This is a genomic window from Burkholderia sp. 572, assembly GCF_040545135.1.
In the GTDB taxonomy this organism is placed as follows: domain Bacteria; phylum Pseudomonadota; class Gammaproteobacteria; order Burkholderiales; family Burkholderiaceae; genus Burkholderia; species Burkholderia cepacia.
The window spans coordinates 216,127-230,309 of sequence record NZ_JBEPLH010000014.1; the positions used below are offsets into that span (position 1 = coordinate 216,127).

A 14,183-nucleotide genomic window follows, 5' to 3' on the forward strand; every position below is an offset into this window, starting at 1 on the left:
TGCAGCGCAATCTAGACGATCCGGGCGATCAGTAAAATCGGATTATTCTTGACGGCCTGTTCGGAAAAAACTAACGGATCACTCATGCGTTCGATATCGCAGGCATTCCGCTGTTTCGACGAAGTCGCGCGACGCGGCTCGATTCGCAAGGCGGCCGACGCGCTGCACCTGACCGCCGCGGCGGTGCACCAGCAGATCCGCAATCTGGAGGAGCAGGTCGGCGTGCCGCTGTTCGACCGGTTGCCGCGCGGCATGCAGCTGACGCTTGCCGGCGAGATCGTGATCGCGGCCGTGCGGCGCGGTCAGCGCGACTTCGACAACGCGCTCACGCAGGTCGAGGACCTGCGCGCGCTGCGGCGCGGCCACGTGAACCTGGCGGTGCCCGCATCGACCGCGGAAAAGCTCGTGCCCGACGCGATCCTTGCCGCGATGCAGCGCTATCCGGGCGTCACGTACAGCGTGCGCTCGGGAAACGGCGAAAGCATCGTGCGCTGGGTCGGGACGGGCGAGGCCGACATCGGCTATGCGTTGCGCCGGCGCACGTCGGCGGGCGTCGTCGAGGTGCGGGCGTTCGCCCAGCCGCTGGGTGTCGTCACGGCGCCCGGCCATCCGCTCGCGGCGTCAGGCGGAAAGGTGCGGATGCGCGACTGCTTCGCGTATCCGCTGATCCTGATGACACCCGACACGGAACTGCGCGCGATGTTCGACCAGATCGATGCACGACAGCCGCGCAACGTGCGGCCGCTGGTCGAGACGGGTTCGGTGCCGATGGTGCGGCGCCTTGCGGTCGAAGGCGCGGGCGTCGGCTTCCTGATCGCCGAGAACGTCGCGGACGACGTGGCTGCCGGCCGGCTCGCGTGGACGCCGCTTGCCGACGCGGGCGCGCGCTCGTTCAGCTGCATCTACCAACGGGCGGACATGAGCGCGACTGTCGCCATGACGATGTTCCTCGAGTTCTTCTCCGACGCGATCGAAGCGATGGAAGACGGTTTCGCGCGTGACGGCCGAACGGCCGGCAAGCGCCGCCGGGCAGCGCGATAACGACAGCGGCCACGCGAGCGCATCGCACTGCGATGCAGTGCAACACGCGTACCCGTGCGCGTGCGGTCGTGACGTTGTGCGTGCAACGTCCGGCGGCATTACTTCATTCCCTTATTGCGGAAAAAAATTTGTTCATGGGACTATCGAATGCGTTGTCGGCGCACCGAGGGGGTCGCAGGCAGCGTGGTGTCCCTCGCAACGACTGACAAGAACATCGGCAGACAATGAACAGAACAGCGATCTTTCCGTATGCGTCCGCGTTGCTCGCGGCCGCCATGATGACGGCCTGCGGCGGCAACGACATCGAAACCGACACGGGCGCCACGACGACACCCACGGCCGACACGAGTTGTCTCGCAATCGACAACAGCGGCTCGACTGTCGTGGTCGGGTCGAACCAGCCGGGCGACCCGTCACTGCCGGAAGCGTCGTCCGGTTATCGCACCGGGATGAAGCCCGTCTATGCGAAAACGTATCTGGTCGCCACGTCGAACGCCTACGCGAGCGCGGCCGGTTGCGCGGTGCTGAAGAAAGGCGGCACGGCCGCCGACGCGGCGGTCGCCGTGCAGGCCGTGCTCGGGTTGACCGTGCCCGAAGCGACGGGCCTCGGCTCGGGCGGTGTGCTGCTCTACTACGATGCGCGCGGCAAGACGCTGCAGGCGTATGACGGCCGGGAAACCGCGCCGGCCGCCGCGACGGAGAACTACCTGCGCTATGTCGACGATGCGACCGACCACTCCGCGCCGCTGCCGAATGCGCGTGCGAGCGGCCGCTCGATCGGCACGATCGGTGTGCCGAGGCTCATCGAGGCGCTGCAGCAGGATCACGGCCGGCTGCCGTGGCAGAACCTGTTCGGCGATGCGATCACGCTCGCGACCAACGGCTTCCCGATCGGTGGCCGGCTCGCCGACGCGATCGCGGCGAACGCCGCGAACCTGAAGCGCGACCCCGAGGCCGCCGCGTATTTCCTGAACGCCGACGGTTCGCCGAAGACACTCGGCACCGTGCTGAAGAATCCGGCGTATGCGCGCACGCTGACGCTGATGGCGCAGTCGGGTGCGAACGCGCTGTACACGGGGCAGATCGCACAGGACATCGTCGCGAAGATCGCCACGACGAAGGGCGCTGATGGCTCGACGCTCACGCCGGGCAAGACGACTGTCGCGGATCTGGCCGCCTACCAGGCGAAGCGCCGCGACCCGGTGTGCACGACCTATCGCAGCTACTGGGTGTGCGGGATGCCGCCGCCGTCGTCGGGCGGCATCGCGGTCGCGTCGGCACTCGGCATTCTCGAGAACTATGACCTGAAGTCGCTGAAGCCGACGGCGATCGATCTCGAAGGCGGCAAGCCGACCGTCGCGGGCGTGCACCTGATCACCGAGGCCGAGCGGCTCGCGTATGCCGACCGCGACAAATACGTGGCCGATACGGATTTCGTGCCGCTGCCGGGCGGCACGTGGAATACGCTGCTGAACAAGCCTTACCTGAAATCGCGCGCGGCGCTGATCGACCCGGCCAAGAGCATGGGTACCGCGAAGCCGGGCGATCTCGGTGCGGTACCGCTCGGGGTCGACACGACGTTGATCGAGCACGGCACGAACCAGTTCACGATCGTCGACGGCGACGGCAACGTGCTGAGCGCGACGACCACGGTCGAGTCGAGCATGGGCTCGTTCCACATGACCAACGGCTTCCTGCTGAACAACCAGTTGACCGATTTTTCCGCGAACCCGGTCGACAGTTCGGGCAATCCGGTGGCCAACCGCCTGCAGCCGGGCAAGCGGCCGCGCAGCTCGATGGCGCCGACGATCGTGTTCGGTCAGGCCGCGGACGGTTCGCGCGGTGACTTCGTGATGGCGACCGGTTCGCCGGGCGGCGGCACGATTCCGCAATACGTGGTCAAGACGCTCGTCGGCGCGCTCGACTGGGGTCTCGATGCGCAGCAGTCCGCCGGGCTCGTCGACTTCGGCGCAAGCAACAGCCCGACGACCACGATCGGCGGCGAGCATCCGAACGTCAATACGGCGAACAACGGGGCGAACGATCCGCTGATCACGGGGCTGCTCGCGCTCGGGCACAAGGTGTCGACGTCCGCGCAGGCGAGCGGCGTCAACACGGTGATGCGCGTGACGGTCGGCCAGTCGCCCGCGTTGCAGGGCGGCACCGATCCGCGGCGTGAAGGCGTCGTGCTCGGCAATACGTTCCGGCCATAATCGGGCGGTACGCGTGCGGTTCCGATCTGCCCGTATTGGCCGACGGGCGATCGGGGCCGTGCATCGTGAAGGAGCCGCAATGATGCATGCGCATCTGCTTGAAATGGACGCCATCCTGTCGGCGCCGGGCTTTTTCGATTTCCTCGCCGACCTGGATTGCGACCGCGCGCTGGACAGTCGCGATGCCGAGCCGTTCGATGCGCAGTGGATGGCGTCGTTCGACGAAATCGACGGCGATCCGGGCGCAGCGCTCGACCGGCCGGCCGTGGATGCGCTGAGGGAAAAGGCGTTCAAGCTCGCGTTCGGCGCATCGGGGCATGCCGGCGTGGCGGCGTGCGTGTCCGACGACATCGAGCTGATCGCGAGAAGCCGGTTGTCAGGCCGTACCGACGGCTGGCCGACGAGCGTCCTTTGGAATGCTTATAGAAGCGGCCGGTTTCCCTGCTAGCCGTTTACGGTCGCTTCCGGCCGTTTCGCCTGTCTGGTTCCGATCCGCGGCGATCGGCCTTGTCTCCGTCGCGGAATGCACCGCGCGACACGCCTCTAGACTCTCCCCGTCCGTCGGACTACACCGTCCCGATCCCGTTGCAATCCTCCGATTGTCAAACTGTGTGAATCAATCGTCAGCATTTGCAACCGAAGTAACAGTCCCCGCAAATCAATCGTTTTGCGCGTTCGCGCCGCTACATTAGCTCCACCTGCCGCACGTCGCGGTGAGGCATGCGACAAGCCGCACGAAGGCGGCCCGCAGCAACAACGTCTTTGGGGAGAATGACCATGAACAAGATCCGTACGATTCTGGTGGGTGCTGCACTGACGGCAGTGGCGACTTCGGCTGTGTTCGCACAGACGGCGCAAACCGGCGCCCAGGGTTCCGCGGGTGTCGGCGCGCAGGTTCAGACGCCGCTGCTCGGCGGTGGCGTGGGTGTGCAGGCCGGCGCCGGCGCGAACGCGGCAGGCTCGGGTTCGGGCGCGGGCAACGTCGTCGGCGGTGCGCTGAACGGCGTCGGCAAGACGGTCGGCGACGTGGGCTCGGCGGCCGGCAACGCGGTGGGCGGTGCGACGCATGCGGTCGGTTCGGCAGCGGGCACGGCGAAGGATGCCGCCGCATCGGCCGTCCACTCGACGAAATCTCACGTGAAGCATGTCGCGGGCAAGGCGAAGAGCCACGCGCAAGGCGCGGTGTCGACGGCAGGCGACGTTGCCGGCGGCGCGAAGGCGAAGGCCGGTGAGGCGCTCGAAGGTGCGACGAACGCGGTGCAGGGCGGCGCATCGGTCGGTGTGAAGGGTTCGGCGTCCGCGCAAGGCGGCGCGCTGTAAGCGTCACGCTTCCCGTCAAGGCCCGGCCCGCTTCGATGCGGGCCGGGCTTTTCTATTGGCGCGCTCGGCGCGCCGTTCAACGCATCCTCGATACGGGGATGCGTCGACGTTCGCCACCGATCCGGCGACGCGACACGTATGCGTGCCTTTGCCTGGGGCCGCCGGCACGTGCCCGCAACGGGCGGCGTGCGCGCCCCCTGCCCATTGCCCGCCCGCCATGCTTAAATAGCGGGGCTCCCGGTCGCCGGGCCGCCGGGATCGCGGTGCCGGCCGACACGGGCCAGCATGTCCGATCGACATCGTGACGACAGACGACACCAAAATGCCGTTCCGGCCAGTCCGGCGCGGCCCGATAACATTCCGAGGCCTCACGTCATGACCATCCTGTTCCGTCTTCTCGCGCTCGCCTGCGTGCTCTGGCTGGCCGCCTGCGCAGCGCCGCCTCCGCCGTCCGCCAGCACCGGCGCGTCCGCCGCCGCACCGGATGCCAGCGAACGCCGCGGGCTCGGCACTGCATGGGGCGAGTCGGTGCGATCCGAAACCCGCCAGGTCGATTTCGAACGCGCGGATCCGGCGAAGCCGACGGATCTCGCGTCGGTCTATTACAACGATGCGCTGCCCGGACATCCGCCTGCGTCCCAGGTTCGCCGGTTGCCGACCCGCGTCGCGCTCGCCAACGGCGACATCGCGCTGTCGTTTACGGACGAAAGGGGTGCACCGCTGCGTCTCGCGCGCAGCAATGGCCGCTGGCACATGGCGGGCGTCGAAGGTTCGCGCTACATGATCGTGCTGCGCAACCAGGGGCGCCGTACGTTCGAAGTCGTGTCGACCGTCGACGGGCTCGACGTGCTGTCGGGGCGGCCGGGCAGCTACACGAATGGCGGTTACGTGCTGTATCCGGGCCGCACGCTGACGATCGAGGGCTTCCGCAAGAGCCGCGACGAAGTCGCCGCGTTCCGCTTCGCGGCGGTGCCCGACAGCTACGTCGCGAACTCGAAGTACGGCGATTCGGCGAACGTCGGCGTGATCGGCGTCGCGCTGTTCGCGCAGAAGGAGAATGAAGAGGAAGCACTGCGCCGCAACGCGAATCCGTTCCCCGGCAATGACAACGGCTATGCTCCGCCGCCGGTGCCGCGTGGCGAGTGACGTTGCGTCGTGGATCGGCCGCGCGCGTCGCGGCGAACGATGCACGCGCGGCGATCCTGGGTCGCCGCGGCCCGAGCGGTATGCCGGCGCATGCGACGGACCTCGCGACGATCCTGCGCGATTCTTGCGAGCATGGATCGGCTCGACGGGATCGTCGATTGCGTTGAAGCTCGCGGCGCTGGCGCTGCTGGCCTCGAATGCCGCCGTTGCATTCGCCGAAACGCCGGCGCCAGAATCGGTGCGGCTCGCCAACGGTCACGAGATCGAATGGGCGAGCCCGAGGTTGTTCGAGGTCGATGCGGCCCGCCACACGAAATCGGCACTGATCGTGCCGGCCGCGCTGCGTCGTGCATTGGCAGAGGCATCGAGCGTTGCGTTTCCGTCGGGCCGTTCGAAGCGGATCGACGGCAACGACTATCTGCTGGTCGTCGTCAATCGCTCTTCGAGCAGCCGTCCGACCGGATATTGCGGCGCGGGCGAAGAAGGGGCGCTTTACGTGCTGGAACTGCGCGGCACCCGTGCGGTGCCACGTTTCTCGCTGCCGGTCCAAAGCTGTCTCGATTCCGTTTCTCTCGAAACCGACGGTGGAACTCAATCGCCTTATCTGGCGATCGCGTGGCACGACGATCCGGCCGCCATCGACATCCGGTGGGAATATGTCGCGCATGGCGGTGCGCTGCATCGCGTTTATCGTTTCGTGAACGGCACGTTTGTCGAGGCCGAGGTACCGCGGTAACGCGGTCATCCCGTGGCACGATGGCGATTCGAAATCGCATCGCGTGCTTCCCTCCCTTCCGGATCCACGGAGAGCGTCATGTCGTTACCCGCTTTCAGGTACCATCCCGACCCGCCGGCAACGGGCAGTGTGATCCGCTCGGACGCGCGCTGCGTGTGTTGCGGCGATGCACGTGGTTACGTATACGCCGGCCCGTGCATGCGGTCGACAAGTATGAGAATTGCATCTGCCCATGGTGCATCGCCGACGGTTCGGCGCACGCGCGGCTCGGCGCCGCCTTCACCGACACGTACGGCATCGGCGGCGGCGAATGGGACGAAGTGCCCGACGCGGTCGTCAGCGAAATCGCTTGTCGCACGCCGGGCTTTCAGGGTTGGCAGCAGGAGCGGTGGTGGACGCATTGCGACGATGCCGCGCAGTTTGTCGGCCGTGCGGGTGCGGGAGAACTGCGCGCGCTCGGCCCGCAGGCAGTCGCGTCGATTCGGGAATCGACCGGACTCGACGAGGGCGCGGAGTGGGAGCATTTCCTTGCCGCACTCGACAAGGGCGGTTCACCGACCGCGTATATATTCCGCTGTATCCGTTGCGGCGAACCCGGCGGCTACCAGGATTGCGACTGATGGCCTGGCTCACGGCATCGCGCGGCGATTGCCGGCTTTATCGTCATGAAACAGAGGAATCTTCGTGAAGTTCATCCACGCGGCAGACATACACCTTGACAGCCCGTTGCACGGCCTGAGCGCGTATCCCGACGCGCCGGCCGCGCAGTTGCGCAACGCGTCGCGCGAGGCGCTGCGGCAACTCGTGGATCGTGCGATCGAAGAGGAGGTTGCATTCCTCGTGATCGCCGGCGACCTGTACGACGGCGACTGGAAGGATCACAACACGGGCATCTTCTTTGGCCAGCAGATGGGGCGCCTGCGCAAGGCCGGCATCCGTGCGTTCGTCCTCGGCGGCAACCACGATGCCGAAAGCGAGATGACGAAGAAGCTGACGCTGCCCGACAACGTCATCGTATTCGGCCACCGCAAGGCGGAAACCCACAGGCTGCCTGAATTCGAAGTCGCGCTGCACGGGCAGAGCTTCAAGGACAAGGCCGTCGTCGACAATCTCGCGATCGGCTATCCGGATCCGGTGCCCGGTTACTACAACATCGGCGTGCTGCATACGGCGCTCGAAGGCTATGCGGCGCACGCGAACTATGCGCCGTGCACGCTGGCCGAACTCCATGCGAAAGGCTACGACTACTGGGCGCTCGGCCACGTGCACGAATTCCAGCAATGGTCGGGGCCGTCCACCGTGGTGTTTCCCGGCAACCTGCAGGGGCGCCATATCCGCGAGACGGGCCGCCGCGGCGCGGTGCTCGTGACGGTCGAGCAAGGCCGCACGCAGGTGGAGCGTCTGTATCTCGACGTGCTGCGCTGGGAAGCCGTGTCGGTCGACGCGTCCGATTGCCTGACCGTCGCCGACCTGTCGAGAAAGATCGGCCAGTCGCTGGAAGCGCTGCTGACCGTCGACGGCCATGTGCCGCGCGCGGTGCGCGTGACGGTCGCGGGGCGTACGCCTGCCCACGGCCTCTTTTTCGGCCGCGCGCCGCAGTTGCGCGCGGAGGTGCTGAACCAGATCGGCATCATCGGCAACGAGCGGCTGTGGCTCGAGAAGGTCCGGCTCGCGACGTCCGCGGCCGATCATCAGCCGGGCGAAAGCGAGCAGCTCGAAGCGCTCGAGGACCTGAAGCAGATCCTGGCCGATGCCGCGCGCGATCCGGATTTCCTCGAGTTGCTCGAACGCGACCTGAAGCCGTTCGTCGGCAAGGTGCGCAGCGACGTGAAGGAAGAGGTGCCGTTGTTGGCGATGGCACGCGCGGGCGAGCTCACGGCGCTCGTCGAGCAGGTCGGGCCCGCGTTGCTTGCGCGGCTGGCGAGGGGGGAGTAAGCGATGCGGATCAACCAGCTCGATCTGATCAAGTACGGCAAGTTCACCGACGAGACGCTGCGTTTTCCGTCGGCCGGCGAGGATTTCCATGTGATCGTGGGGCCGAACGAGGCCGGCAAGTCGACGATCCGCACGGCCGTGTCGGAGCTGCTGTTCGGGATGAAGCTGCAGACGCCGCTCGATTTCCTGCACAGCACACCGGAACTGCGGATCGGCGGCGTGCTGGAGAGCGGCACGGGCGAACTCGCGTTCCACCGCGCCCGCGGGCGCAGTCCGCTGCGCACGCCCGCCGACGACAAGTTGCCCGACGATTACCTGGCCGCCGTTCTCGACGGCGCCACGCGCGAATTCTTCGAGCAGATGTTCGGGCTCGATCACGGGCGTCTGGTCGATGGCGGCCGGAGCATTCTCGACGCATCCGACAAGCTCGGCCAGGTGCTGTTCGAATCGGCCGCCGGGGTCGGCAGTCTCGGGCCGGTGCGCGAGGAGCTCGATGCGCGTGCGGTCGAGCTGTGGGCGCCGCGTCGCAGCGGCAGCGCGTTTGCGCTCGCCGAAACGTCGTTCAACGAAGCCGTGACCGAACTGAAGACGGTTCAGGTGCGCACGCGCGACTGGGTCGAACGCAAGGATGCGCGCGAAGCGGTCGAACAGCAGATCGAGCAGGCGCGCGCGGAACAGCGCCGGCTCGAAGCGCTGCGCTCGAAGCTCGAGCGCGTGCGACGGCTGGCGCCGTACCTCAAGGAGCTGACGGTCAAGGACGCGGCGCTCGCGGAACTGGGCGCGGTCGTCGAGTTGCCGCCCACCGCGTATGCGGATCTGTTGAAGGCGCAGGGTGATCTCGCGGCCGAACAGAAGGTGCTCGAGGAACGGCGTGCCGACCTGCTCGCGAAACGGCAGGCGCGCGATGCGATCGACGCCGACACTGACACGCTGGCGCTCGAAGCCGACATCGAAGCGCTCGATCGGCTGCGCGGCGCGTGCATGAATCACGCGCAGGATCTGCTGCTGTTGGGTGCGGACGTCGAGCGGCACCTGTCCGCCGCGTTCGCCGCGGCCGCCCAGCTCGACTGGCCGACGGACGAAGCGTCGCTGCGAGCGTCGCTGCCGACGGCGCTGTCGCTGAAGACCGTGGCCAACCTGTTGCGCGAACACGGCGCGCTGCACCAGGCGCTGGCCGGCGCGCGCGAATCGCTCGACGAACGCACGCGCGAGCTTGCACAGGTGCAGGAACAACAGGCGCGCCTGTCGACCGTCGATGTGCCGGAAACGCTGCGCGCGGCGTTGGCCGATGCGCAGGGCTTTCGCAACAGCGGCCAGCGCGAGCAGGCGCTCGAACAGGAAATCGCTGCTGCGGAACGCACACTGTCCGGCGCACTCGATGCGCTCGGCCGGTGGCGCATGCCGGTCGACACGCTGCGCGCGCTCGACGTGCCGTCGGTGGCACGGCTCGGCGCGCTGCTGAAGGAAGACAGCGAACGCGCGAGCGCGGCCGCTGCCGCACGCGACGCACGGGACGGCGCGCTCGAAGAGCTCGAGCGGCTCGAACTGCAGGAGAAGCACTTCGCGGAGAACCACAAGGTCGTCACGACCGCCGACGTGCTGGCAGCGCGTGCGCGGCGCGACGGCGCATGGGGCGATATCCGCAGCGGCGCGATCGATCTCGGAACGGGCGCGCCCGCGCTCGACGATGCGATTCGCCTTGCGGACGAACTCGTCGACGCGCAGCTGGGTGCGACGCAGGCAGCGGCGACGTTGCAGTCGCTGCGTCAGCAGGTCGAATCCGCGTGTGCGGGCGTGACGCGCAGGCAGGCCGCGCTGGAAGAGCGCGAACGTGAGCTCGCCGCGCATCGCGACGCATGGGCCGCGCTTGCGACGACGGCCGCGGTGCCCGGCATGCCGCTGGCGGCGATGGGCGACTGGCTTGCGAAGCGCGACACGGTGTTCGCCGCGCAGGCCGATCTCGATCGCCAGCGTCGCGAATTCGACACGATTCGCGCCGCGCGGGCCGGTGCCGAAGCCGCGTTGCGCGCTGCGCTGCGTACCGTGTCGCGAGGCGGCGAGTCGGACGGTCTGGCGGCGCTCGTCGCGACCGCCGAGGCCTTCGTACAGTCGGCCGAGAAAGCGCTCGCGCAGCAGGACAGTCTCGAGGAGCGCGCGCGGGAAGCCGAACGCGGATGCGCGACGGCGCAATCGCGCGCCGGCCACGCGCAGGCGGCCTACGACGCGTGGCACGCGCAATGGCGGGACGCGCTGGCCGACGCGAAGCTTTCCACGAGCGCGGCGACGTTGGCCGCGGCGGAAGGTGCGCTCGCGCTTGCCAACGCCGTGACCGCCGAACTGGCCGATGCCGACGCACCGCGCAACCGGATCGCCGTGATCCGCGCGGAACTGGCCGCGCTCGAGGCGGGCGCACGGCGGCTTGCCGCGGCGCTCGCGCCGGAATGGCTGACGAGCGGCGACTGGCCGGACGTCGCGCGCCGGCTGACGATGCGCCTCGCTTCCGCCAGGGAAATTGCGCGTGCGATCGGTCGGGCCGACGAGGCCGTCCGGCAGGCCGACGGCAAGGTCGCGGATGCCGCCGCCGCGGTGGCCGGTGCCGATGCACGCGTCCAGCCGCTGCTGCAACTGGCCGGTGTCGTGTCGATCGATGCCGCGCTGCCGCTGGCCGAACGCTCGGACCGGCAGCGCCAGCTGCGGCAGGCGGTCGATGCCGCGCACGAGGCACTGGTGCGCGACGGCGACGGCCTGTCCCGCTCCGCCGTCGAAGCCGAAGTCGCGGAGCAGGACATCGCCGACGTACCAGCGCACCTCGAAGCGGTGAAGCAATCGCTCGGCGATGTCGGCAAGCGGCTCAACGAGCTTTCACAGCAGCAGGTCGTGGCCGATCAGGCGTTCGGCGCGATCGACGGCCAGGCGAACGCGGCCGTTGCCGAGTCGAAACGGCAGGAAGCGCTGGCGGCGATGGGCGATGCAGCCGAACAGTACCTGGAAGCGGCTACGGCGAGCCGGTTGCTGAAGTGGGCGACGGATCGCTATCGCGACCAGAAGCAGGGGCCAATGCTCAGGCGTGCGGGCGAAATCTTCGCCGGGCTCACGCTGGGCGAATTCGCGCGGCTGACCGTCGATACCGAACGGACGCCGCCCGCCCTGTATGCACGGCGGACGAAGGGCGCGTCGGTCGAGGTCGCCGGGTTGAGCGAAGGCACGCGTGACCAGTTGTTTCTCGCGCTGCGGATCGCGGCGCTGGAACTGCAGCTCGGCAGCCGGACCGCGCTGCCGTTCGTGGCCGACGATCTGTTCATCAACTTCGACGACGCGCGCGCGAAGGCCGGCCTCGATGCGCTGCGCGATCTGTCGACGCGAACCCAGGTGCTGTTCCTGACGCACCACGACCACCTGCTGCCGCTCGTGAGGGACGTATTCGGTGCGCAGGTCAACGTGGTCGAGCTGCAGCGCGCGCCGGTGAGCGCGTGATGCGGGGTGTGCCGGGATGCCGGCGCACGGGCGCGGTCATCGCGTGCAGGTAGTATGTGCGGTTCCGAAATGCGCGCGACCGGTTCTGCCGGTCGCGGGTCTGGCCATACGAGGGGGGAATATGAAAAAGCTGGTAGCCGCCATCGCGTTCGCGGCGGACAAGCATCGCAATCAGCGGCGCAAGGACGAAGAAGCGTCGCCGTACATCAATCATCCGATCGCGCTCGCCGACGTGCTGGCCAACGAGGCCGGCGTCGAGGACGAACGGGTGATCGTCGCGGCCGTGCTGCACGATACGGTCGAGGATACGGAGACGACCGAGCAGGAGCTGCTGCGGCTGTTCGGCAAGGACGTGGCGGACATCGTGATGGAAGTCACCGACGACAAGTCGTTGCCGAAGGAAGAGCGCAAACGCCTGCAGGTCGAGCATGCGGCGACCATCAGCCGGCGTGCGAAGCTCGTGAAGCTGGCCGACAAGATCTGCAACCTGCGCGACATCGCACGGCATCCGCCCGCGGACTGGCCGCTCGAGCGCAAGCAGGCGTACTTCGACTGGGCGAAGTCGGTCGTCGACCCGATGCGCGGCGTGCATCCCGGTCTCGAAGCGATCTTCGACGCCGCCTACGACGCACGGCCGGCGAACTGAGGCGCCCGCATGCGATCGGCCCGATCCGCTGGATCCGCGCGGCAATCGCCGGCCGTGGCGGGTGTCGATGTGGGTGGCGAAAAGAAGCAATGCGATCTCGTGATCCTGCGCGGACCAATGGTCGTTTGCCGCGAGGAACGGATCGCGCCCGAAGCGGTGCCTGCGCTGTGTCTCGCCCATGACGTCGTGGCCGTCGGTGTCGACGCACCGAGCCGGTGGACGGGGAGCGGGCGCCGGGCGGCCGAACAGGCGCTCGCGCGCGAACGGATCTCATGCTTTCCGACGCCGTCGCGGGAGCAGGCGGTCGCGAGCACGTCAGGTTTCTTCGACTGGATGTTCATGGGAGAGCGCGTCTACCGCGCACTCGCGGACGCCTATCCGCTGCTGACCGGCGCGCGCTATGCGGGCGGGCGCGCGAGCTTCGAAACCTATCCTTATGCGATCACCTGCGCAATGCTGGGCAAGACTGTTGCGTCGGCGAAGCAGAAACGCAACCAGCGCCGGCAGTTGCTGGAGCGACTGGGGATCGATGTGTCGATGCTGAAGTCCGTCGATGCGCGAGACGCGACCCTGTGCGCGTTGACCGCGCAATACGTCATCGACGGGAATGCGCACGCGTATGGCGATACGGAGGGCGGATATATCCGCGTGCCGATCGTGAACGAGACGATCGCTCTCGACGCACCGTAGTTGTGTCGCGCGGCCCGGGCGAGGCGCGTAGCAAAAAGGTGAGCTTTTTCGGGAGGGGAGCGGCCGGTGTGCCGGCGAAGGTGTCAGGCTGCGATTGCCGGCCGGCAAGCATCGGAATGGCTGGCGCACACGGCGTTACGTCGGCGCGCTACGCTATTCCGGGCAGCGTTACTCAATCCTCGAGGATGGCTTTCGGCACGCTGGACAGGTCGCAGGCTTGCGCCTGTTCGAAGTAGCCTTCGGCGTCGTCGATCATCACGACTGCGACGTCGATCAGTTCGTCGAGCCGTTGCAGCAGCGATTCGCGCCACTCGATGTCTTCGTCGCGCTCGGGCGTCTTGTCCAGTTGCTCGATGATCGAGTCGGCCGTCTGCAGGAAGGGAATCGCCTGTTGATAATTTTCGATCGAGACCATCGCAGCGTTGCGCGCGCCGACGAGCCGCTCGCGGTGCTCGTCTGCCAGTTCGGATTCGCCGCTGATTCGCGGCAATACATCCGAGATGCGTTGCAGAAGCGGCGGAGCCTGTTCTTCCAGGATGATGGCGCGCTCGCGGAGCGCTGCATATTCGTCGCGAAGGTCGGCGTCGCCGGGTTGAGTCGTGCTGTCCATCGTGGATATGAGTGCGTGGTTCGGTCGCGGCATGATACTCGACAGCACCGGATTCCTTGCCCGTTCCGCGTCCGTATATATAAGGGAAACGAGAGGCATACGTCACACCAATAGAGGTTTGATCGCGTGGCGACGCGCGGCTCGTCGTGAGGCTAGCCCCGGTGCGCGCCAGCGCACGGGGCCTTCTCAAAATATTTTCACAAAGGGCTTGCGCAGATGGGGGCGGGTGCTTAGAATCACGCCTCTTTCGCGCTAACGGAAACGCAGCGCGGGAGAGGGAAGCAAAGCTGGTGGTGTGCTGCAGTGTCGGGCGCGCGGCTGGCCTGGAAGTTGAACCCCGCAGTCGCAACGATGTAGTGTAAAAAGTTGTTG

General features: G+C 67.4%; 11 protein-coding genes and 1 pseudogene. 11 read left to right on the forward strand and 1 reads right to left on the reverse strand.

The features are described from left to right. Window positions 1–84 precede the first annotated feature (84 nt). From ABIC51_RS26295 to ABIC51_RS26345, 11 genes and pseudogenes are all read left to right on the forward strand, one after another. Window positions 85–1,041 carry a LysR family transcriptional regulator gene (locus ABIC51_RS26295; protein WP_354006698.1) on the forward strand — a complete coding sequence of 319 codons (957 nt, stop codon included), beginning with the start codon at window positions 85–87 and terminating at the stop codon, window positions 1,039–1,041. Window positions 1,042–1,265: 224 nt separating this feature from the next. Continuing rightward, a complete protein-coding gene (locus tag ABIC51_RS26300; RefSeq protein ID WP_027792222.1) occupies window positions 1,266–3,254 on the forward strand; it encodes a gamma-glutamyltransferase family protein in 1,989 nt (662 codons plus the stop codon). Between the two features lie 79 nt (window positions 3,255–3,333). After that, window positions 3,334–3,702 (forward strand): immunity protein PIM1 family protein, encoded by a 369-nt coding sequence (locus ABIC51_RS26305; RefSeq protein ID WP_059491936.1) that lies wholly within the window; start codon window positions 3,334–3,336, stop codon window positions 3,700–3,702. A gap of 329 nt (window positions 3,703–4,031) precedes the next feature. Then, a complete protein-coding gene (locus tag ABIC51_RS26310) occupies window positions 4,032–4,574 on the forward strand; it encodes a hypothetical protein (protein ID WP_175855672.1) in 543 nt (180 codons plus the stop codon). Between the two features lie 375 nt (window positions 4,575–4,949). After that, window positions 4,950–5,720 carry a hypothetical protein gene (locus ABIC51_RS26315; protein WP_060311745.1) on the forward strand — a complete coding sequence of 257 codons (771 nt, stop codon included), beginning with the start codon at window positions 4,950–4,952 and terminating at the stop codon, window positions 5,718–5,720. Between the two features lie 124 nt (window positions 5,721–5,844). After that, window positions 5,845–6,456, forward strand: a complete 612-nt coding sequence (locus ABIC51_RS26320) for a hypothetical protein (RefSeq protein WP_175901395.1) — start codon at window positions 5,845–5,847, stop codon at window positions 6,454–6,456. Between the two features lie 78 nt (window positions 6,457–6,534). After that, a pseudogene (locus ABIC51_RS26325) lies at window positions 6,535–7,076 on the forward strand (CbrC family protein). A gap of 64 nt (window positions 7,077–7,140) precedes the next feature. After that, on the forward strand, window positions 7,141–8,391 hold the full coding sequence (locus tag ABIC51_RS26330; RefSeq protein ID WP_146255048.1) for a metallophosphoesterase family protein: 1,251 nt from the start codon (window positions 7,141–7,143) through the stop codon (window positions 8,389–8,391). Between the two features lie 3 nt (window positions 8,392–8,394). Next, window positions 8,395–11,865, forward strand: a complete 3,471-nt coding sequence (locus ABIC51_RS26335) for an ATP-binding protein (RefSeq protein ID WP_175901397.1) — start codon at window positions 8,395–8,397, stop codon at window positions 11,863–11,865. Between the two features lie 121 nt (window positions 11,866–11,986). Next, window positions 11,987–12,511 (forward strand): HD domain-containing protein, encoded by a 525-nt coding sequence (locus ABIC51_RS26340; RefSeq protein WP_146255050.1) that lies wholly within the window; start codon window positions 11,987–11,989, stop codon window positions 12,509–12,511. A gap of 9 nt (window positions 12,512–12,520) precedes the next feature. After that, complete coding sequence (locus ABIC51_RS26345) at window positions 12,521–13,201, forward strand: DUF429 domain-containing protein (RefSeq protein WP_175901399.1); 681 nt, start codon at window positions 12,521–12,523, stop codon at window positions 13,199–13,201. Window positions 13,202–13,373: 172 nt separating this feature from the next. On the opposite strand, the gene ABIC51_RS26350 is transcribed toward ABIC51_RS26345, so the two are convergent. Beyond that, the gene (locus tag ABIC51_RS26350; RefSeq protein ID WP_165843631.1) at window positions 13,374–13,811 is read right to left on the reverse strand and encodes an ATPase; all 438 of its coding nucleotides are present in this window, start codon (window positions 13,809–13,811) and stop codon (window positions 13,374–13,376) included. Window positions 13,812–14,183 lie beyond the last annotated feature (372 nt).